This window comes from Paenibacillus sp. FSL H7-0350, from assembly GCF_038593195.1.
In the GTDB taxonomy this organism is placed as follows: Bacteria; Bacillota; Bacilli; order Paenibacillales; family Paenibacillaceae; genus Paenibacillus_AQ.
On the sequence record NZ_CP151972.1, the window covers coordinates 2,624,594 to 2,646,906 of the forward strand.

16 protein-coding genes are annotated in these 22,313 nt (G+C 55.2%); 6 read left to right on the top strand and 10 right to left on the bottom strand.

Going from position 1 to position 22,313, the window contains the following annotated elements; translation table 11 throughout:
* Positions 1-201: 201 nt before the first annotated feature.
* Complete coding sequence (locus NYE24_RS12050; RefSeq protein ID WP_341026444.1) at positions 202-1,782, bottom strand: extracellular solute-binding protein; 1,581 nt, start codon at positions 1,780-1,782, stop codon at positions 202-204.
* A gap of 84 nt (positions 1,783-1,866) precedes the next feature.
* On the opposite strand from NYE24_RS12050, the gene NYE24_RS12055 reads away from it, so the two are divergent.
* Positions 1,867-3,615, top strand: a complete 1,749-nt coding sequence (locus NYE24_RS12055; RefSeq protein ID WP_342478745.1) for a sensor histidine kinase — start codon at positions 1,867-1,869, stop codon at positions 3,613-3,615.
* Positions 3,593-5,200, top strand: a complete 1,608-nt coding sequence (locus NYE24_RS12060) for a response regulator (protein WP_076154178.1) — start codon at positions 3,593-3,595, stop codon at positions 5,198-5,200. The genes NYE24_RS12055 and NYE24_RS12060 overlap by 23 nt, the downstream gene beginning before the upstream one ends.
* Before the next feature lie 9 nt (positions 5,201-5,209).
* Here the strand turns inward: NYE24_RS12060 and NYE24_RS12065 are convergent, their stop codons facing one another.
* From NYE24_RS12065 to NYE24_RS12090, 6 genes are all read right to left on the bottom strand, one after another.
* On the bottom strand, positions 5,210-8,179 hold the full coding sequence (locus tag NYE24_RS12065; protein WP_342478746.1) for a hypothetical protein: 2,970 nt from the start codon (positions 8,177-8,179) through the stop codon (positions 5,210-5,212).
* Between the two features lie 200 nt (positions 8,180-8,379).
* Complete coding sequence (locus tag NYE24_RS12070) at positions 8,380-12,930, bottom strand: carbohydrate binding domain-containing protein (protein WP_342478747.1); 4,551 nt, start codon at positions 12,928-12,930, stop codon at positions 8,380-8,382.
* A 379-nt stretch (positions 12,931-13,309) separates the two neighbouring features.
* Complete coding sequence (locus NYE24_RS12075; RefSeq protein ID WP_036690502.1) at positions 13,310-13,519, bottom strand: hypothetical protein; 210 nt, start codon at positions 13,517-13,519, stop codon at positions 13,310-13,312.
* A 14-nt stretch (positions 13,520-13,533) separates the two neighbouring features.
* Positions 13,534-14,055, bottom strand: coding sequence for a PRC-barrel domain-containing protein (locus tag NYE24_RS12080; protein ID WP_036690503.1), 522 nt, complete (start codon positions 14,053-14,055; stop codon positions 13,534-13,536).
* Between the two features lie 88 nt (positions 14,056-14,143).
* Entirely contained in the window at positions 14,144-15,295 is a 1,152-nt protein-coding gene (locus NYE24_RS12085) for a cysteine desulfurase family protein (RefSeq protein WP_036690505.1), read from the bottom strand.
* A gap of 131 nt (positions 15,296-15,426) precedes the next feature.
* Complete coding sequence (locus tag NYE24_RS12090; protein ID WP_076154174.1) at positions 15,427-15,897, bottom strand: DUF523 domain-containing protein; 471 nt, start codon at positions 15,895-15,897, stop codon at positions 15,427-15,429.
* A 102-nt stretch (positions 15,898-15,999) separates the two neighbouring features.
* On the opposite strand from NYE24_RS12090, the gene NYE24_RS12095 reads away from it, so the two are divergent.
* The 3 genes from NYE24_RS12095 to NYE24_RS12105 all read left to right on the top strand — a co-directional run bounded on the left by NYE24_RS12095 (position 16,000) and on the right by NYE24_RS12105 (position 19,186).
* Complete coding sequence (locus NYE24_RS12095) at positions 16,000-16,698, top strand: SOS response-associated peptidase (RefSeq protein ID WP_342478748.1); 699 nt, start codon at positions 16,000-16,002, stop codon at positions 16,696-16,698.
* Between the two features lie 110 nt (positions 16,699-16,808).
* Positions 16,809-18,623 (top strand): alpha-glycosidase, encoded by a 1,815-nt coding sequence (locus NYE24_RS12100; RefSeq protein ID WP_342478749.1) that lies wholly within the window; start codon positions 16,809-16,811, stop codon positions 18,621-18,623.
* Between the two features lie 158 nt (positions 18,624-18,781).
* Positions 18,782-19,186, top strand: coding sequence for a GNAT family N-acetyltransferase (locus tag NYE24_RS12105; RefSeq protein ID WP_036690510.1), 405 nt, complete (start codon positions 18,782-18,784; stop codon positions 19,184-19,186).
* Between the two features lie 6 nt (positions 19,187-19,192).
* Here the strand turns inward: NYE24_RS12105 and NYE24_RS12110 are convergent, their stop codons facing one another.
* The 3 genes from NYE24_RS12110 to NYE24_RS12120 are packed head-to-tail and all read right to left on the bottom strand — an operon-like array spanning position 19,193 to position 21,121.
* Positions 19,193-19,672, bottom strand: coding sequence for a hypothetical protein (locus tag NYE24_RS12110; protein WP_342478750.1), 480 nt, complete (start codon positions 19,670-19,672; stop codon positions 19,193-19,195).
* Entirely contained in the window at positions 19,669-20,928 is a 1,260-nt protein-coding gene (locus tag NYE24_RS12115) for a DNA polymerase IV (protein ID WP_342478751.1), read from the bottom strand. Before NYE24_RS12115 ends, NYE24_RS12110 begins: the two co-directional genes overlap by 4 nt.
* Positions 20,921-21,121 carry a hypothetical protein gene (locus tag NYE24_RS12120; RefSeq protein WP_036690514.1) on the bottom strand — a complete coding sequence of 67 codons (201 nt, stop codon included), beginning with the start codon at positions 21,119-21,121 and terminating at the stop codon, positions 20,921-20,923. The genes NYE24_RS12115 and NYE24_RS12120 overlap by 8 nt, the downstream gene beginning before the upstream one ends.
* Positions 21,122-21,409: 288 nt before the next feature.
* Here NYE24_RS12120 and NYE24_RS12125 point away from each other — a divergent pair, with 288 nt between their 5' ends.
* The gene (locus NYE24_RS12125) at positions 21,410-21,757 is read left to right on the top strand and encodes a DUF3221 domain-containing protein (protein ID WP_342478752.1); all 348 of its coding nucleotides are present in this window, start codon (positions 21,410-21,412) and stop codon (positions 21,755-21,757) included.
* Positions 21,758-22,313 lie beyond the last annotated feature (556 nt).

Consider the following 22,313-nt stretch of genomic DNA (forward strand, 5'->3'; position numbering starts at 1 on the left):
CTCATCTTCAATATTTGTTATTCCAATCGCCACATTGGTATGGCGGCTGCTGCCGTCCTTCTGTACGATATATAGAAAGAATACCGCTCAAGAGGAACAGATTTGATGGAGCCGCCGCCAGGCAAACAGGCAGAGGCCTTGAGGCTTATCTACGACAAGAAACCGCCTTATTATAGAGGCGGTTTCTTGTCCCTGCGGCATCTAGCGGCTGCTGCGGTCCCAGGCATTGACCTCCATGGTTTCGGTAAGTCCGCCGTAGGTGTTCCACTTGTGCACGAATTCGTCGAATTCTTCAAGCGGGCTGTCCGCGAAGATGATTTTGATGAAGCTTTTCTGCTCCAGCTTCTTCAGCAGCTCGCCGTCGCGCTGCATCGTCGCTGTCGGAGGACCCGTGAACTGCTCCTTGCGGGAAGCCTCCTTCTGGCCCAGCAGCAGAGGGGCAATGTCCTTCGGGATCTCCCGGATGACCCCGGAGGGAATCCGGGCCCCGTCGAAGGTTAGCGTGTACGAGGCTACGCGGATGCCGCCCAGCGGCAGCGCCGAAGATTGGGCGCTCGGCTGGCCGCCCGCCATGGTAAAGTCATAGCCCTCTGCAAGACCATGGGCGAACTCGCCGGTCGAGGTAGCGTATGAATCGAACAAATAATTCTGATACGTAAAAAAGATTTCAGGGTGCTTCATCTTCTTATTGATCAGAATGGCACCGTTGACAGGCAGGGTTCCTCTTCTCATGGTGAGGCCGCCCGGCCCCGAAGGGATAGCAATTGCCCGGACACGCGCCTGAGTGTCACTCTTGGTCAAAGAGGACAGGGGCCAGCCGCGCATCCAATAGGGTCCGGCAATGATACCCGCCTTACCAGAGATGAACTGGTTCGCTGCGCCCTCTTCATCCAGCCAGGCGCTGTCAGCGCTCAGATAACCGCGCTGTACCCATTGCTTCATGAGCTGGACAGCCTTCCTTGCCCCGGGCTGGATGGAGCCGTATTCCAGGGTCCCGTCACTCCGGCGGTTCCACTGCTCAGGAACCGTACCATAGGCGCCAAACACCCAGCTGCTGTCTCCCATCCAGGTGCTGGGGCCGTTGCGGAATCCGGCCGACAGGCCGTAGGTATCCTTGATCCCGTTGCCGTCCGGGTCCCGGTTGACGAAGGCATCCATGACCTGCTCCAGCTCATCCAGGGTCTGCGGGACTTTCAGATGCAGCTTGTCCAGCCAATCCTGGCGGATCCAGAGCAGCGGATCGGAGTTATATTCATAATCCATAATGGGAATGGCATACCTGTGTGCGCCGCGCACGAAGGGGTTCCATGCCGAAGCATCCTCGGCAACAGCCTTCTTCCACACCTCGGACGCATGCTGCTCGAACAGGTCGCCGACTTCCATGAATTGCCCTGAATCAATCAGCTCCTGGATAATATCGGCATCTCTGGTCGTTACGATGTCGGGCATATTGCCTTTGGCCAGCTCCAGCCTCAGCTTGTTGGCGTAGGTCTCTGAGGTGCCGGAGATCGTCCAGAGATAACGGATGCGGATGCCAAGCCGCTTCTCTGCCCAGGCCGTATGTACGTTGTGCTCCAGGCTCTCCCCTTTGATGAAATTCAGATTGGGATTCACGGAACCGACCGTATACAGGTCTACCGGAGGATCATATTTGCCTTCCTTAATATCGAAGTGAGGGGCTGTACTCTGCGGTGAAGCCGGCGGCTGACTATATTCGGTGCTGTGCCAGGAGCAGCCTGACAGGATCAGGAGCAGCAGCAATAGCGGGGAACGGACTTTCATGAAACCACCTTCTTTTCGTAGAGTTCATAATCTTATGATACACTTCTCCATATTACAGCAAATGTCTTGAAAAGGATGATCTTTATGGTGGCATGGCGTCCCAACCTGTTCGTTAAAATGGTGGCAATCCTGCTCTCGCTGATTGCTGCCACACTCTTGTTCTACGGAATGTCCTACCGTAAGGATGTCGGAGTCATTACCAGTCAGATCAAAACCACCGACCTCAATCATCTGGAATTCCTGACCCAGCAGATGGATAACAACATCAACCAGCTGGCGGGCAGCATGTATGCCCTGCAGAGAGATCCCACCATCCGCGATTATGAGCAGATTACGCAGCTGGGCCATCTTATTGATCCCGCCCAGACGATTATGACGGTGCTCGAGAAGCTGTCCCTCCAGACCAGCTCCAGTACGTGGGAGAACCGGATTGTCTTGTATAAGCCCTTCAGCGGGGAGACCTTGGGCTCGGATTCTTCGCTGTCCTTCGATGTCTCTGTCCTGCACAAGCCGCTTCCGGCAGGCTGGGAGTATATCTCGGCGGACAGGGCCGGCGCGGAGGCAGGCTTCCGGCTGCTCTTGTCAGACCCTGCTCAGGCAACAAGCCGGCCGCGCGAGGCACAGCTGCTGATGTCCATGTATTTGCCGGTCTCCAATATTGAACGGATGTTCGATGCCTACCAGTCGCAGAACACGGGGGACACCTTCTTGTACCATCCGTCATTCGGCTTCATCCTCTCGCGGAGTTCGGACCGGCAGATGGCGGAGCAGGTCACCGCGGCACTGAATATCTCAGCCGGGAAGAGCACCTCCGACATCTTCGACCTTAAGCAGGGCAGCTTCCTGGTCAGCTCGGTGCCCTCCTCGGCCATCGACTGGCAAGTCGTGCATTATTCACCGCTGAAGGAGATTCTTCAGCCGATCCGCAGCAGCCGCTCTTCCTTCCTGACAGGATCGGCCATCCTGCTGGTGATGAGCCTGCTATTCTCCTTGCAGCTCTACCGCCAAGTGCAGCGTCCGGTGAGCCTGCTGCTGCGTTCGCTGAACCGGATGAAGGAAGGGCGCTGGTCTACCCGTATCCATACCCGGACCAATCCCGAGTTCACGCTGCTTAATGAGGAATTCAATGACATGGCCGAGAAGATTCAGTCGCTGATCGAGCAGGTCTATCTGGAGCAGCTCCGGGCCAAGGATGCCCACCTGAAGCAGCTTCAATCACAGATCAATCCGCATTTCCTGTACAACTGCCTGTTCTTCATCAAGAGCAAGGCCGCCATAGGAGATACAGAGTCTGTCGAGGCCATGGCACTCAGTCTGGGTGAATATTACCGCTATATTACCAGAGTCGATCATTCCCTCACCACCCTTCAGGATGAGCTGAAGCTGCTGGAGACTTACCTGAAGATCCAGAACCTGCGGAAGCAGCGTATATGCTACGAGGTGGATATGGAGAGCGAGCTGCTGGACCTGCACATTCCGCGGCTGCTGATTCAGCCTCTAGTAGAGAATAGTATCATTCATGGCATTGAGCGAAAAATCGGCCCAGGCTCCATCCGGATCACCGGCCGCCATACCCGGGAAGCCATTCTCATTACCGTAGAGGACAATGGTGCCGGTATGACGGAGGAAGCTATTGCAGCACTTCAGGTACGTATCAACGAAACCACGCGTGAGGATGGAGGCTGCGGGCTATGGAATGTCCAGCAACGCCTCAAATTACATTACGGCGAGGCTTCCGGCCTGATGATTGCGCCTTCACCGGAAGGCGGTCTAATAACAACTCTCCGTATGGAGAAGAAAGAGGAACCTGATGCACCAAATTCTATTGGTTGACGATGAACCCTATGTGGTCGATGATCTGTCCATTTCGATTCCCTGGGCGGAGATGGGCTTCGGACAAGTCCACAAAGCTTATTCCGGGTATGAGGCGCTGGAGCTGCTCCAGCGTTATCCCATCGATATTGTAGTCACAGATATCAATATGCCGGAGTTGTCCGGCACCGAGCTGATTGCCGCCATCCGTAAGCGCTGGAAGCATATCCGGGTGGTGATGCTGACCGGCTATGCGGAGTTTGAATATGCCCGCAAGGCTATTGAAGAGCAGGCCAGCGCCTACCTGCTTAAGCCAATAGCGAACGACCAGCTGATCGCGGTTATTGGTAAGCTGCAGGAGAAGCTGCGCAGTGACTGGGAGGCCTGGTCCTCTCACCAGCGGACGATGCAGACCTTCCGCGAGCATCTGCCGATCCTGCGGGATCGCCTGCTCGGGGAGCTGCTGCAGGGACGGAAGCTGCCCGGGCCGCAGCTCCAGGAGCGGCTGGACCAGTTCGACCTGCCGTTCAGGGCCGGTCTGCCGGTCTGTCTGGCCGTGGTCCGTCCCGAGGAATTCTTCCGGCGCCAGGATATGCACAGCATGCTGCTGTTTGAATATGCGATCATTAATATCGCCCAGGAGCTGTTCCAAGACCGGTTCCTAATCTGGTCCTGCAAGGATGTGCATGATTATCTCGTATTCCTGCTGCAGCCCAGGGAGGATTCGGAACACGGCGGCAATCCTGGAAATGAGGTGGCCCAGGCTGCCTATCAGCTGCAGAATCATGTCAGCACCCTGATGGGAGGCGGCCTGTCCGTGGTGACCACCGGCTGGGGAGACTTCCCGGATCAGGTCTATACTCTCTATCAATCCGCCATCTCAGCCATCCGCCAGCATATCGGCAGCGAGACCGGCATCTATCTCGATACCACGGATAACAGCAGCTCCCAGCCCGTGGAGATTCTCCAGCCGCTGTATGAGCCCCCGCTGCTGTTCCACATGTTCGAAGCGAACAACTGGCAGGGCATTGAAGACAAGCTGAACGCTATCGTCTCGGAGCTGGTTCACAGTCCGGAGCGTTCACTGGAGCATATCCAGGAAGCCCGTCTGCACTTGGAGACGGCCTTCTATTACTTCGCCCACAAGAATAACAAGCTGCTGAGCGAGATTGCCGGCAATCCGCTGCTGGAGCAAGCTCCCTTTCAGACGCCGGACAAGCTGCGGGAATGGGCCATGGAGGTTATCCTTCTGCTGAGAGAGCATACGGATTCCGAACGGCGGAACAGCCGGACCGTGCTGATCCGCAAGGTTCATGAGTATATCAACCGTAATCTGCACTATGTCTCCCTACAGGCCATCGCCGACCATGTCCAGATGCATCCGGTCTATCTCTCCAAAATGTACAAGCTGGAGACCGGCAAGCGGATCAGCGACTATATCAGTCAGGTAAAGATGGAAAAAGCGGCGTATCTGCTTATCCATACGCCGCTCAAAATTTATGAAGTTTCCTCGGAGCTCGGGTACTCCAACGCCCATTATTTCATTAAGCTCTTTAAGGAATATGCGGGGATGACCCCGCATGAATACCGTGACCGGGCGCTGTAATTCCGTCAGTTACGCGAAGATAAGCTCTACCTCATGGGCGAAGCCGTCATCTATGGCCGGTACCAATCCGTCCTCCAGTACCCGGCCGTCCAGCGTCAGGCGGGCTGCCCCGTCCTGCATGCGGTGGAAGCCCTCCGGCTTGCGGACCTGAATCCTGTAGGAGGAACTGCCCAGCTTCAAGGTATAGGTAAGCTCCGTCTGCTCTTCCCGCAGCACCGGACTCAGTGCTATGCCCTGCTCCGTATATTCAATACCCAGCGCTTCCATCAGCGAGAGGGTGAGCCAGGTCGAGGTGCCGCTAAGCATCGGACCGATGTTCTCACCAGTCTCGCTGTTGTTGTATTGGGTGCAGAACCGCGGATTCCCGCAGACGGCAAACGGATCAGCCATCGTCTTGAACGGCATAATCCGGTCCAGCAGCCAGTAGCCCAAGCGGCAGAGCTCTGCCGCCAGATCCGGGCTGGATACTTCCTTGGCCCCCTTGAACATAGCCGCAGCAGCCATCATGCAGGCATGCTTGAATACGCCGCCGTTCTCGCGGTCACCCGGAAAGTATTCATCCGATGCCGTGTGCGTGGATACCCGGCCCAGCGCTACCGGCGAGACCAGCTTCATGCCGTAAGGCGTCATCAGATGCGCCTTCATGGTATCCAGCATCACTGCAATCTGATCCTCATCCGCACAACCCGCCAGAATGCTCCAGCTGAACGAATTCAGGAAGTACGAGCCGTCCTTCGCCGGATCGGAAGACATCCCGTCCCCGGCAGCGCCGAGATACGTATATTCTTCGTTAGGATAGCGGTTGAACAGCACACGGGCGAAGAAATCTCCCTTCCAGGCATGCTCCTGGAGGCGTTCGCGCAGCTTGGCTCCGAAGCCGGTCAGCTCATCTGCATACGCCTGCTCGCCTTTGCGGGCGGCCAGGGCGGACAATTCATCAACCGCCACCTTCAGCAGGAAGGCGTTCATGACGCTCTCGGAATAATCACTCTCCAGCGAATCCCCGAAGACATCGCCGGCCTCCAGCTGCTTCCGGTAGAGTGCTTCCTTGGCCGGGCCGTTCAGGTAGGTGTCATCGAGCTTCAGACAGTCGTTCCAGTCTGCGAAGTCGAGCAGCGGCAGGCCGTGGCGTCCGATCGAGATCTGTCCGGAATAGACAATAATCGCCTTCAGGGTCTCGAATACAGGCCGTTCGGTCTCCGTGCCTGCTACCGGACAAGACTCATCCAGGAACTCCGCATCCCCGGTCAGCATGACATAACGGTAGACAGCCTGGATCAGCCATAGCGCATCATCGGACCATTTGCCCGGCTCTTTGCCGGCCCAGAAGAAATTGTGGTACGCATACCCCAGCTCAAATACCATGCTGGTCCATTCTTTCAGCAGGCTCTTGACGAGGCCGCTGCGGCCCATCCCGACGAAATAATACATCGAGGCATACATATCCTGAATTTCACGGAAGCCGATCTCCCGGTAGCCTTTCTGGGTCTGACAGAAGGAGCGGGAGACAAAACTCTGGTAGAGCACCTGAAAAGGCAGGTTACGGTTCACAAACTGGTCGAAATCCGCGTCCCCGGAGGATACCTGCAGGAACCTGGAGTAATTCCGCACGAACTTCAGGGATTGTGCCAAGGCTTCTTCGGCCGAGCTGCGGCTTGAGAAGCGGGCGATCAGCGCACCCACCTCTTCCTCCAGCACTGTATCGCTCCAGGAAGCACCGCTCTTGTCGGAGACAAGGCCCGTCAGCTGGTCAACTGCTGCCGAGGCTCCGGCAGCAACCTGAATCTCCCCCGCTACCGCGAAGAAGCCCGGCCCCTTGCGGTGCAGAATGCTGCTCAGCTTCAGTGCGCCGGATGGCCGGTGGAGCGAGCCGGTGCCGACGAACTCATTGTAGCTGACGCAATATTCGCGCGGCAGCACTGGTCCGTCTTCCCCGTGGATAATCATCGTGTGGAAGCGCAGATCATGGCGCCCGCCTTCCGGGTAATAGTCAGGGCTGATTGCAGCTACGGCTCCATCAGCGTCCTGCAATACGCCGCCTTGCATAATAACATTGCTGTACAGCACATCCTCGAACAGAGCGCCCGGTGCTGCCGAGCCGAACATGCCCGTGTACACCAGACGAAGCTGGCAGCTGCTCTCTCCATGGTTCGTAATCGTAACCCGCTGCATCTCGGTCGCCAGCGGCAGACCTTCAGCATGCGGCAAAATGAAGATAGTACGTGTAATCTCAAGTCCGCCGGACAGGCGGTACGTGATGATGGTTACATTCTGTGAATGGCGGCAGACCGCCGATTCAATGCCTTCTCCGCCCGGATCAGCGGAATAGAAGATCTGCTTCCCGTCCTCGAACAGATAGAATTGACGGTTGGCCGGGAAGCCATTCTCCTCCTGGCGCATATCCCAGCGGGTCGCCAGCACCTGGGTAGCCGCATGGGAACGGAAGCTGCCGCCGCCAAGACGGTCTACCACGCTCTTCGGTGTAGTCTGAAGCGGATGAGGGAACTCCAGACGGTTGCCCAGCAGCAGATTGACCGCGAAGTGCGGACCCGGAACAGGGGAGCGCAGGTCAATGACATGCTCGCCTTCAGCGTTAAGGGCACCCGCCCAGCCCGGCGCAGCCTGAAGCTGCACCAGCGCCGCGCTTGCAGCCGCCTCCGGTATAGCTATTGTCTGTTCCTGTCTTCCCGCATGGCGGATATGCAGGGATAGTGCCGTACCTGTATCATTCACGGTGAACAGCGCGGAAGTGCCAGCCTCCTTCGGCAGCAGCGCTGCCACTTCCGGGAGCTTCAGCAGCTCCTGAATGGCAGGCAGCCGGAGCGGAAGGCCCGCTACGCCAGCAGCCCCGATGCACTGGGAATCCGTGAAGACGGCGCTTAGCCGGCCGCCCTCGTCTATCCGGTCTGCGAATGCCTGTCTTAGAATATCCTCAGGCGAAGCAGCCGCTGCTCTTGCGGTATTAAATTTCAGCATCATGAATGGTTCTCCTCTTTTCCTGTTTTCTGTTGGACGATACTCATTCCCTGTTATGTATACGCATTGGGCTGAAGAATTGGGGGAAGTTCTGAAGCAAGCATGGAGAACGGTTGCCCGTCCTCCATGTAATAATTATAGAAGTGTCTGAGTCCAGTCTAAATACCAAATCGTAAGCCTGAATAACAAAATCCAAAGCATGTTCAAGGTGCTGCTGTTCCGTTATTCGTTAGCACAATATCATCCACGTCCACCGTCAGATGCCCGGTGCCGCCATCCTTGATATCCCCCAGCTCGAAAGAAATGCGGCCGATGGAGGTGCTGCCTCCGGCAACATCGAATTCTACGGTATATTCCTGATATTCACTGCCCAGATCAACAATTTCGCTCGTATATCCGTGCCATTTGTAATTGTCCGCAACATCCAGCCAGCCGATGCTGATATTCATTTTGCGTTCAGCCGATGCCTTGGCCTTGAAGGTAAGTGTGTAATGATTGCCTTCGTTGTAAGCGACTCCCTCATAAAAGACCTGCCGGTCCCAGGTGTTCGTTCCCGTGGAACCCACCTTGATCTGCAGTGCGCCATCCACATTGTCAATGGCTAACTCCCCGTTGTCGGAGGAGTAGGTACTCCAGCCCTTAAGCGGCTCTGAGAAATCGCCGTTTGGAATCAGATTCTCCCCGTAAGCCTCACCGTCCAGCACCGGGCTTACCTGAAGCAAGGAGATATTGCTCAGATTGACCGTGTGCGCTCCGAGCTCTTCGGTGATCTTGCCGAGACTGAACTGAAGCACCGCAGCGTGATCGGTTGCCGGGGCAGTGAACAGATATTCATAGTGTCCGCCGTCTTGGCTGAGTCTAAGCTCCTGTTCCAGATAAGGAGTCCAGTTGCCATCCTCAGTCCCGTCACGCTGAACCAGCGCTTTAATATCCCGGGCCAACGAAGCATCCGCATCGAAGCGCAGCAGATATTTCTTGCCCTGCTCTACCGGGATGCCCGCTTGCTTCACCTGTGCATGCCAAGCCTCCGTTCCAGTTCCACCGAGGCTAACCTGCAGTTCTCCATACACAGCCTTCATTACAGTGCTCTTCCCGGGATCATCCGGTTCCCAGTCCTTCTTGAACAGCGTCCAGTTGTCAGTGGAAGCGTCCTTGAAGCTGCCGTTCACCACCAGCTCGCGGGACAGATCCAGCCAGGCCAGATTGTAGCCGCTGCCGCCAAGACGGATGTAATAGCTTCCCGCAGGCAGTGCTAGCGGTGCTCCAACGATCGCCCGGTAAGACTGAAGGCCTCCGGTATCGCCAACTGCCGCGCTGTAGACAGATTCCGTCACCACATTCTGCTTGCCGGCATCCAGTACTGACAGCGTAAGCTCGGAATCCGCGAGCACACTGGATACGCGGGTAACCGGAACAATACTGCCTGCCTGAGGCAGTACCACCTTGTATTCCACATAGTCGCCCTTATCCATATCCGTGATATCCTTGCCGCCTTCACCGCTTGGAATCAGGCCGGTTCCCGAGGCTCTCCAGAACTGGTCCCCCCGCAGATGCAGGTAGTTCATGAGCACTGGCGGATCGGTCATCCGTACCAGACGCACATTGTCAATCTCGGTCTGTCCCGCATCCGCGCCCAGAAGGAACGATAACGCAGCTTCCGTGCCGGACCCGCCGGACAGCTCAATTTCTGCTGTATAGCTCTTCCACTCCGGTGTCAGAGTGAAGGTGGTTCCGTCAGGATAGACCTTCTGACCACCGCTGCCCGCCAGCTTAATGCCAAGCGGCTGCGCCTCGGCCGATCTCGCATCGAAGGCAAGCTGGTAGACGGCTGCTGCGGACACTGGAATTCCTGCCTGGGTCAGCGTCACATCCTCCGGCGATCCTCCGGCCTTCTGCACGTCCGCCTGGAATTCCCGCTTCATCATCGGCAGAGCAAGTGTATTGGTTACACTGGCCTTCGCCGCTGCTTCCGAGCCCTGCTTAACGGCAAAGCTCCAATATCCAAGCCGTGCTTCTCCCAGATCGAAGCCTCCGTTATAGATCAGGTTGCCGTCAGCAAGCGGAGTGCGTACTACCGGCGGCGCTTCGGTCTCTACCACTCTTACATTCGCGAAGTAGGCGGAGATGTTGTTCAGACCCAGGTTGAACTCAAAGCGGGCATTATTGTCTGAAGCCTTCGTCATCGTAAAGCTGTACTCATACGGCTGCCAGTCCGGTGTAAGCTGGAAATTGCGCTCCCCGGAATACGCCGTCCATCCGCCGCCGAATTCGGTCAGCTTGCTCATCAGCGGCCGGGCTGCGTCCGCTTTGGCATCGAAGGTTACCTTGTAGGCTTTGCCCCGCTCCAGCAGCAGCGGCTTCTGCGCAAGCTGAATGGAGTAGTTCTGGGTTCCGGCCTCATGGACAGCAACCTTCACCGCCTTGCCCTTATCCTGATCCGCAATGACGGAGACGGTTCCGCTTCCGCCCTCATTCTCAATCAATTCCCAATATTCCGGCTGACCCTGGGCTGCTACAGTACCCTTGAAGTCCCCGTTGTAGATCTGATTCCCGTCTGCCAGGGCAGGACGCTGCGGGGTCGACAGTCCTGGATCTACCGGCCGCTTTCCTGTTACATCCGGCCATTGATCCAGGTTCTTGTATTTGTAGACCCGTACGTAGTCTACATACATTTTATCCGACTTGAAGTCGGCCTTCGGATTGCCCGGCCAGTCGCCGCCCACAGCCAGATTCAGAATCATATAGAACGGCCGGTCAAACGGAGCAGGGTACGTATAGTAATCCGGCTGGCCTTTGGCCATCGTTCCCCAGTCACTCGTCTCAAAATACATTTTATCGTCCACATAATACCGGATCAGGCCCGGAAGCCATTCCAGCGTGAAGTCGTGATAATCATCTGCAAAGGTCTGGCCTTCCGGCAGTACATAGGTTTTGGTCTGGGACGCATGCGGAATGTCGTAGTGAATCGAGCCATGGACCGTTCTTGGATAGAGATCCGCCTCTGCCTTGCCGGCAACCGGTCCTGTCAATTCCATAATGTCCATCTCGCCGCTTCCCGGCCAAGGTCCATACTGCGTCTCATCATCGGTTGGCATCATCCAGATGGCTGGCCACATGCCCTGCTGAACCGGCAGCTTGGCCCGCACGGTGAATTTGCCGTAGGTCCAGTCGCCCTTCATCTTGGAGGTCAGCTTGGCTGAAGTATAATTCTTCCCGCCGTAAGCCTGGTTCCGGGCTTCCAGCTCCAGTACGCTCTGCCCGCTCTCTGTCGTCAGCGAAGCATTATCCGGGTGATAATATTCCAGCTCGTTATTGTACACCGTGCCGGTATCCTGCACATTCCATTTGCCCTCATCAATGGTCTGGCCGTCGAATTCGTCATTCCAGACCAGCTCCCATGGATTGTTCTGGGTTGGAGGAGTCGGGGCCGGTGTTGGGGTTGGTGTGGCAGCAGGCGTTGCTGTCGGCACCGGCGCCACAGGTGAAGGTGTTGAGATTGGCGCTGGTGTGTCACCGCCTGCATTTCCGCCGCCCACTTGGGCCGGGGCAGAGGTAGCCTTAGCACTTGCCTGCGCTGTAGCTCCCGTGCCGGACAAGTCCCTAAGCGTCTCGCCGGTCTTGAGTGCCTGACCGTTCAGCAGCACACGGTCCGCCTGGTTCTCAAGCCGGCCGATCTGCCCCCGGCTCACGATCTCTGATCCGGCAGCGCCTGCGCCGATGACCACAGCCTCTGCGCGGGAGCCCGCTCCGATCTCCACCTTCGCCGGCTTAAGCAAATCGATCCGGGCTGCGGTGCTGCCCTCCTCCAGTACCATTCGTACCAGAGTGGTAAGCTTGTTCAGCTTGATCTGTCCCAGAATGGATTGGCGGAATACCACGGAATGGTCGCCTCCTCCTGAGATATGTGCCGTTCCCTGCACCTTGATGCCCGAGAAGCCAACTTCCCCTTCTCCTGCTCCTGCTGTGACGTAGAGATTGCCACTGACAGTTCCGCCCTCGAGCTGCACATTCGCCCGGTTGACAATAACATTGCCGGACACCGCTCCAAGCTTCTGGCTTCCCTCGCCGGAGCTGATCCACCCGACCATCCGGCTCAGCAGCTCGGCCAGCTCGGCCCGGGTCATCTGTGCCTGCGGATTCAGCTTGCCGCCCGCATCGCCGCGCAGGTAACCGGCGTCCAGCATCGCACTCACGGCTTCCCGGGCATAGCCGCTGACCGCTGCCGCATCAGACTGCGCAGCCAGCGCACCCGGGGAGCCGGCCTCCAGCATGAACGCCCGGCTCAGCATGGTTACAGCTTCCTGGCGGGTGACAGCCGCTCCCGGCTGGAACCGGCCGTCCGCGTAGCCTTGAATAACACCTGCGGCATTCACGCGGCTAACATCCTTGCCATACCAGGAAGAAGCGCTTACATCACTGAATACAGTGCTGCCTGAATCCGCGTAACGGAACACCCGGTTGATCATGGCGGCCATCTCTGCCCGTGAGACCGCTTGTCCCGGTCTGAATTGTCCTGCCTCGTCCCCCTGCAGAATTCCTGCGGCTGACAGCCTGTTCACTGCGGCCGCAGCCCAGTGCTGCTTCATATCGGTGAACCCTGCCGCCCGGGCTGCATCTACCTGTCCTGTACTTGCAGACAGCCCTGCTGCGTCCTCCCCGCTATCTGCCTGCGCTATTCCTGTAGTTCCCGGAAGCTGAATTCCTGACAGCAGCAATCCGGCAATCAGAAGCTTGGATATTCCTTTGCGGTACATCTGAACATTCCCCCTCGTGTAGAACCTTGTTGAATTCTGGACTCGTGCCAGTCGATTTCAGTATAGGGTCCGTATCCCGGAGACGACATACCAATTCCTTAGCCCGTATAACAAAGATACAACTTTGTCCGGAGCTCCCTGTAAACGCCGCTCGCGCGAGTCCAATGTAATCGGTTTTTCGATTACATCCGGCCCACACATCCATTCGCCTACTCAATATGTTCTTTTTTTCACATACTTTCAACTTCCCCTCCTTATCCACACCAGCAGGAAGCCTCAATTCAAAAAAAGCCCAAATACCGGGCGGCTTCAAGAGCCGCCCGGTATTTGGGCACGGCGAATCTATGTAACTGTTGGCCGGTTATGAATCAGGCAATGCTCAAGAGGAGGCGTGGATTTGCGGGAAATCCTGTGCAACCTCTTCACCCGAGAACAGATCGTCAAGCGAGCTGAGCGTGCCATCCTCTTCAACCTGATACACCGACATTTTCTCGCCGTTGACCGTTAGTTCGATGAAACAGCCCCAGCAATAGAACTGGTGGGAGCCGATCTTGCCGATATCCTTGGAGTTGCAGTTTGGACACTTCATATAATACATTCCACCTATCCGTTAACAATATTAATGGCGTTTTGGAGCCGTTCTTCACTCATCGCGGGAACCAGTACAGAATCCTCTCCGATAGTCATCTCTCCAGAACAAGGCAGCCATTTGCGGCCTTCGATCAAATCAGTTACAAGCCCGTCACTGATTTCCAGCGCTACTATTGTGTTTCCCAACTTTTGGTCAAAATAAACATCCGATATCCGCCCAAGCACCGTTCCCGATGTTGTAAGCACCTGCCTGTCCTTCAATTTGTTCTTTCCCAAGAGGAAAGTGTAGGATATATGGTCAGCGTCGACCTTAATAATCGACTCTTTATTGCGGATCATGACAGCATCTTCGCCATAAGCGGCAATATTATCCCATGCCACAACTTTCACATGACTAGAGAAAAAAGATTTGCTCTCCAGTTCAATACCCGTAATATTCCAGTTTGAATCCAGTCCGATATCGATTATTTCACCGACTTCAGTACCCTCTTCAACTTCATACACAGTGAGGCCAATCATATCTTGAAGCTTCATGGTATTCCAAGTCCCCTCACCTTAGTATTGCTTACGGGTTCCCATGGGCCGGAGTACCTCTTACACGGCTGCCAGAATGCACGGACGCCTAGTCTCTAGTACGCAGCCGGCTCAAAACGGTTCCAACTTTTTGGGCAACAACCTGCATTTCTTCATTAGTATTACCCAAACCTGTACTAAAGCGAATCGCAGAGTTCAAAAGTTCTTCCGGAAGCTTCATCGCCCGGAGAACATGCGAGATTTCCAGAGAACCCGAGGTGCACGCTGAGCCGCTGGCCGCCGCAATCCGTTCCATGTCCAGGTTCATCAGTAGCACATCTGTCCCGGCTCCGGGAAAACTGATATTCAGGATTCCAGGCACTCTGTGTTGTTCATTTCCGTTGACGACATAGCTCTCTGCTCCGACCTGCTTGTCCAGCTCCTCCAGCAGCGTGCTGCGGAGCTCCAAAGCCTGCTCATGATGACCCGGCAGCCCTTGCACAACCAGCTCAACGGCCTTGGCGAACCCGGCGGTATGAGCCAGACTCTCCGTGCCCGCCCGCCGGCCGCGCTCCTGAAGTCCGCCATGCTGCATTGGCGTAAGCGGCGCCCCCCGCCGGACGTACAAGCCTCCAATTCCCTGCGGACCTCCGATCTTGTGGGCCGAGAAGCTCATATAGTCGACCGGCAGGTCGCGGAGCACCAGGGGCAATGTTCCCAGAGCTTGTACAGCATCTACATGCACCAGCACACCCCGTTCGGCCGCTAATCTGCCAATCTCTTCTATAGGCTGTACAGTTCCCACTTCATTATTCACATACATTATGCTAATCAGTACTGTATCCTCGCGCAGAGCCGATTCCACATCCTCCAGAGAGACACGTCCGGTAGAATCCACAGGAAGATAGGTGACCTCGAAGCCCTGCCCTTCCAGCTCCGCGCAGGTATGCAGCACTGCATGATGCTCGGCCGCTGTAGTAATGATATGTCTACCCTTGGAAGCAGAAGCATAGGCTGCGCCGAACAGCGCGAGATTATCGCTCTCCGTGCCGCCGCTGGTGAAGACCCACTCCTCAGGGGAACAGCCCAAAAAGCCCGCGATTCTGTCGCGCGCCCCATTTATAATTCTCTTGGCAGACCGTCCGAACTGGTGCACACTGGACGCATTGCCGTATTCGTTCAACAGCATATCATACATAACCGCTGCCACCTCCGGATGAACCGGTGTTGAGGCGGCGTGGTCCAAATAGATGGGTTTCATAACGAAATTCTCCGCTTCTTGAAATTCAGGATTTTCTTACAGGACTACTAGATTATACTGCTGAACTGCCTGTTTTACCACCTGTTAATAAACACAATATTGTAACATTTGTCCATGGCCAGTACCCCGGATCAGCCCTCTATTCCCGGCAACCGCGCCGCGAGCTGCTCCTCGGAGATCACTTCAATACCATGCAGCCGCAGGAGAGCTGTGGTCACGCCTTCTCCAGGGATTTTCATGCCGGCAAATTCTCCGTTATAGATCCTGGAGCTGCCGCAGGAAGGGCTATTCTCCTTAAGGACAACAAGCGTGGCAGCTAAGCTCCGTACCTGCTCCAGCGCAGCATAAGCACCCTCTACATACATTGCTGTTACATCATTCCCTGTTCTGTCAACCACCCGGGCCTGCCCCTCCAGCACATCTCTGCCGCTGCCGCCTATAATCTCTGCCGGTTCTCTCGGGGTAGAGAAGCCGCCCAGCAGCTCGGGACATACAGCAACCGCCTGCCGGCTGTCCAGCAACTGCCGGATGCCCTGCTCCAGACAATCCGTTCCATTATATCTGACCTTCATTCCTGCCAGGCAGGAGCTTACGATAATCATTGCCCGCCGTCCCCCTTCGCAATCCTCAGTCTCATCTTATATAATGCTAAGACAAGCTGTCCGGTCTGTAAACCATTAACGATCCAGGGAGGCATAGAGAACATGTGCGGAAGATATACGATCACGGTAACGCTGGAGGAGCTGATCGCCAAGTACTTCATCCGGGAGCATCCGCTCATCCAATATGCACCGAGGTATAACGCGGCTCCGATGCAGCATATTGCTGCGGTTATTCATGACGGCACACAGAATAAGCTCGGAGAACTTCGCTGGGGACTGCTCCCTTCCTGGTCCAAGGAGGACAAGAACGCTGCCAAGCTAATCAATGCCCGCAGTGAGACTCTGCTGGAGAAGGCTTCGTTCAAAGGACTGGTGGCCTCCCGCCGCTGTGTGATTCCCGCAGACGGCTTCTATGACTGGAAGGTCCAGGAAGGCGGCAAGCAGCCGCTGCGGATCACGATGCGGGACGGGAAGCTGTTCTCCATGGCTGCTCTATATGATATCTGGACCGGTCCGGACGGCGGCAGAATCTCCACCTGCACGATCATCACCACCGCCCCGAACACTCTCATGAAAGACATCCATGACCGGATGCCGGTCATTCTGGATGCGGACGGGGAAGCGCAGTGGCTGGAGCGCAGCAACCGGAATATTTCCGCCCTGATGAAGCTGCTGCGGCCTTACGATGCGGAGCAAATGCTGGCCTATCCCGTCTCCGCAGCCGTAGGCGATGTCCGGAGTGACTACCCGGAGCTGATCCGTAGAGCTGGGCCGGAGCCGGTGCAGGGCACCCTATTTTAACCACTCTCAAGACGAATATCTGCTGTTTGAAACCTCCGGTCCCAGGGTATTAACTAAAGCTCATATCTCATAATATCCATCTACAATACAAATCCCAGGAGGAATTTCATATGGCTCTCAGCAGACAAGCAGTGTCCCACCCCTCATCCGCCTCCTCCATCGAGCTGGAATGTCTCTATCATTCAACGCAGGGACGATGGGCGTATGCGTATGACAAGGATACCTTCCATTTAAGAATCCGCAGCAAAAAAAGCAACGTAGACCGGGTCTTTGCCCTGATCGGCGACAAATACGACTGGGAGCAGCATCATCAGGAACTGAACATGCGCAAGGTGGCTACTGACAGCTTCTTCGATTACTGGGAAGCAGAGATCTTCCCCGAGTTCAAACGTTTCTCCTACGGCTTCCGGCTGGAAACCGGTCAGGAGACGGTATGGATGCTAGAATCCGGCCTCTTTACAGACGGGCTGCCTGCGCCTGCTGGAGGCTACTACGAAATGCCTTATCTCCACGAGGCCGACCTGCTGCAGGTTCCCGAATGGGCGAAATCTGCGGTCTTCTATCAGATCATGCCGGACCGGTTCGCTAACGGTGATCCGGCGAATGACCCCGAAGGGACGCTCGAATGGGGGGCACCGCCCACCTACGACAGCTATTTTGGCGGCGATTTGCAGGGGATGATTGATCATCTGGATTATATTGTGGAGCTTGGCGTAACGGCGCTGTATCTGACCCCGATCTTCCAGGCTCCCAGCAACCATAAATATGACACCGTAGACTATGGAACGGTCGATGCAAACTTCGGGGATCTCAATAAGCTCAAGCAACTGGTGGACCTGGCCCATTCCAAAGGGCTTAAGGTGGTCTTCGATGCCGTCTTCAATCATACAAGCTCCGAGTTCGCACCGTTCAAGGATGTGCTGGAGAATGGAGCGGACTCCAAATATGCAGGCTGGTTCCATATCCATGATTATCCTGTTCAGGTGGTAGACGGCAAGGCCAACTATGATACCTTCGGCTTCTTCAGCGGAATGCCCAAGCTCAACACTGCCAACCCGGAAGCCAGAGATTATCTGCTCGATATCACCAAGTTCTGGCTCAAGGAGGTACATATCGACGGCTGGCGGCTGGATGTCGCTAATGAGATAGACCATGTGTTCTGGCGGGATTTCCGCAAGGCGGTCAAAGAGATTAACCCGGAAGCGTTCATCATTGGCGAGGTGTGGAGCGACTCCCTCAGCTGGCTGCAGGGCGATCAGTTCGATTCGGTGATGAACTATCCCTTCTCTGACCGGCTGCTGAAGTTCTTCGGCGCGGACAACGACATGGATGCGGACACCTTCGCCGCGCAGATCTACGGGCTGCTCATGCGCTATCCCCGGCAGGCGAATGAAGTGCTGTTCAATCTCCTGGCAAGCCATGATACCCCGAGAGTGCTCACCCGGCTGGGCGGAGACAAGCAGCGGCTGAAGCTGGCCATCACCTTCCTCTTCACGTTCACCGGTACGCCGTGTATTTTCTATGGAGATGAGATCGGAATTACAGGCGGGGATGACCCGGATTGCCGCAAATGCATGATCTGGGAAGAGGACCGGCAGGACCGGGAGCTGCTGCGCTTTTATCAGAGCCTCATTGCCCTGCGCAAAAAGCACGAGGTGCTGCGCACCGGCCAGTTCCGCTTCCTGCTGAGTGATCCGGGCAGCCCGGGCCTGGTGTATGAACGCTGGAATGAGCACACCCGCTTCGCGGTCTGGATGAACAACTCTGCCGAACGGCTGACGCTGACGCAATCACTGGGCGGCGGAGCTTGGCAGGATGCCTTGAGCGGCGAGCCTGTAGAGCAGGATGGGGAGAAAATCCGCATGACGCTGGAGCCGCTGGGATACCGCATTCTGTATAGCGGACAAGCTGGCGGCGAAGCCTGAGAACTATTATAGGATAGACAAAGACAAGCCCCGGGAAGGGGCTTGTTTGCTTATAGCCGTTTGTTACACTGAGCCAGGCTACCAGAGGTGATATACTTTTGTAAATCGTTCTTCACACACGTTCCTCACACCCTATACAATGACAGGAGAGCCGCCGCATGAACATTAGAATTGCAACCGAAGCCGATTATGATTACCTCGCAAGCCGTGACCATCATGTCCTGAACTCACTTCTTCTCCCTAAAATAAACCAGCAGGAGATTTACATTCTGAGCAAGGACGGGCTGGACATTGGCTGGCTGCGTTACGGCTATTTCTGGGACCAGATCCCCTTCATGAATCTGCTGTGGATTGATGAGCCTTATCGCAGCGCAGGCTTCGGCAGACAGGCGGTACAGCACTGGGAGCAAGCGATGCAGGCCATGGGCCACAAGCAGGTCATGACCTCCTCGATGGCCAATGAAGAGGCCCAGCATTTCTACCGGAAACTGGGCTACCGGGACTCAGGCTGCCTGCTGCCGGACAATGAGCCGCTGGAGATTTTCTTCACCAAAGCGCTGTAGCTGATACTAACTGCTCAAATGCTGGTTTTTCAGACCGGCTCCAAGCTCCGCTGTGTACCTGGTCAGCCGCAGGCTGATCTCGGTGCGCATCACATCCCGGGTAAGTCCGAAGCGTTCCTGATAGCCCCGGCAAAAGATTTTGTAGTATACCAGGAACTCCTCTTGCTCATCTGCCAGCACCCGGATATTATGCTGCTTCAGCTCTTTCTGCAGCTGGTAGGTATCCTGCATTATACGCTGCTGAATCGCCTGGCCGGCGAGCATGAAAGCCCTTTTGAGAATGCTGCTCGACAGCTCAAGCTCCTTCAGGCTTTTACTGACCATCGTATCCAGGTAAGGCAGCAGAATGAGGTCACGCACCATCGTCCGCTCCTCTACCGTAATCATTTTCCTGCCCTCTGTCCCCTGCTTCTGTTCATACTGCTGGACATGCTCTGTCATTAACATTTTGGATTTCCACCGTTCGTTTCCGTCTAGCTTGCTCATTTATAGTGCCCCCCAATCTGCTGCGCCCGTTCCAGAGCAACCCCAGACTCCAGCAAAGAAGACGCGCGGATCAGCGCCCCGCTTCCGTACCGGTTCTTGATCTGATCGATCGCCCGTTCTCTGTTACTGCTCCGCATCCGGTCGTCGAACAAGGTCAGCTGCATCACACTGTCATCCGTCAGCTGGGATATAGAGATAGTCAACCGGCTTATCGGCAGGCCGCTCCAATGATCCACGAACAGACGGTAGGCTGCTGCTGCCACCTCATGGGTTAACGACGAAGGCTCCGGCAGTGTCGTCTGCCGGCTGTAGGCATTCGAGGTGTTGCCATCTGTCTCTACTACCGCAACGGACACCACCGTTCCCATGTACCGGTACTTCCGCGCCCGCCGGCAGACCTCGATCACCAGCTCCAGCAGCACCACCTCTATCTCCGGCAGCCGGGTATACAGATTCCAGCGCAGCGCTTTTCCGTGGCCGACAGACTTCATCTCCTGGCGTATCCCGGTCACCACCGGGCTGGGATCGATGCCGCGTGCGGTCTGCCAATAATATTCCGCTTGAATATCGCTCTGCTTGCCCAGGGTGCTGCGCATTCTCCGCTTCAGCTCGCCCAGCTCCATCCGGGCAATATCTCCAATGGTCGTAATGCCCATACGGTAGAAATTCTTGGTCATCCGGCCCGCCACCATGAACATTTCATGCACCGGGTGCGGCCATAGCTCTGTCTCCAGATTATCGTAATCCAGCCGGAAGGTTCCGCCCGCCTTCTTCTTGGCGAGGTTATTGGCCATTTTGGCGAGGATTTTGGACGGGCCGATGCCCACCCGGGTCCACACTCCGGTAGATAACAGAACATGCTGCTGGATCGAGTTAATCATCTCCGGAAGATCTCCTCCGAACACGCGCAGAGAGCCGGTCACATCCAGGAACTGCTCATCGATGCTGAACGCCTCCACAAGATCGGTATACCCCTGGTAGATCTCTGAGATCAGCAGCGAGACCTGAATATACGTCCCCATCCGCGGCCGGATGACCACGAGCTCCCGGCATTTCGTCAGGGCTTCCCCCACGCGTGATGCGGTGGTCACACCATAGGATTTCGCAAGGGGGCAAGCGGCCAGGACAATCCCGTTCATCCGCGACGGATCACCCACAGCGACAGGCTGATCCGCATATTCGGGATGGGCAGCCTTCTCCACGCTGGCATAGAAAGACTGGCAGTCAGAGAGCAGAATGATCCGGTCCTTAGGCATACCTCCGCCCCCGTGCCGGATGCCATGACAGGATGCCCGCGGTCAGGAATACGCGGGGCTGGCCGGTGCTCAGACAGGTGGCACGAATCCGGCCGTCCCGAATCCCGCGCACCTCAATGGTCCGCTGCGTAATCTTCCCCGCTTGGTCCAGATATATCATCTCTATAGTTTGGCCGATGCTCATCTTCATGATTAATCGCCTCCGGGCTCAAGTAAGAACATTTGTTTGTATTATAACCAGGATTAAGATTTTTAAGCAATGGTAAAATAGAACAGATGTTCTTGTTTCAAAACAGTATATGCAACTGAGGGGATAATTAGAACCGGGAAGGGAAATTAAAGGGCAATAACTTCTGGAACAAACAGGAAATTTACCGTGTTTCTTAGCTGGAACTTAAACCCATAAGGCGGTAAAATTCATATTAACGCTAGCGGAGATTACAACTGTATCAACCGATTAATCCTTCAAAGGAGAAGGTCCATGCTACCAAAAACAACTATCTCTAAATGGGCTCTTATTTTTATGTTCTTGTTAGTAGTTACTGCCTGCAGTAAGGATGACACTGTTTTTAAGGGAACTGTACACACAGTAGATGTAGACAATAAAAGGATTCTAGTCATTGCTCAATTAAAAGAAGAAGATTTGAGTAAGAATTACAAGGAGGTTCTAGAAACTAATATGTACTCTCAAGCCATTTGGGTAAATGAAGTTTCATCTTCTAAATATAAAAAAGGTGAAGAGATCGAAGTGTTCTATCAAACAAGTGATGATTCATTTCCGGCACAAGTTACCGCCAACAAAATTGTAAAATCAAAAATTGAGCAGTGAAGCCTGCAAGCAAGGGTCCCGAACTGCTCTATTCGGGCCTGCGGTCATGCTGAATGAAAGAGACATTTATCGTTAGAGGACTCAGTGTAACGGACGGAGGAGCTCATATTTGGATGGAGCAAAGAATGCATCCAGATTGTAGCGAACCATCAGAGATAACTGTATTCTGTACAACTAAATCTGCCACGATGGGCGAAAATCCAGGTATAGAGACATTTTAATTGCACGAAATACAGCTAAACAGAGATTCGGTAGCACATCCGGCGATTTAGTTGTACAGATTACAATTAAGCCGGTCCCTTGCACCCTAATCGGGGCGCGGCAAACCCTCAGCAAGCGATTAGTTAAAGTAATTTTAACTTGTGAATATGACCATTATCGGACCTTAACGAAGCACTGGAACGATAGTAACTGCATTTTGTACAATGGAATGCTGTAAAAAAGGCCACTGGTCAAGGAGAACAGAGGATGAATGGATTGATCTAGTATAAAAAAACCTCCTGCCAATTAAGGCAGCTGACAGGTTTTTTGCCCTTTTACCCAGTCGAAACGCCTG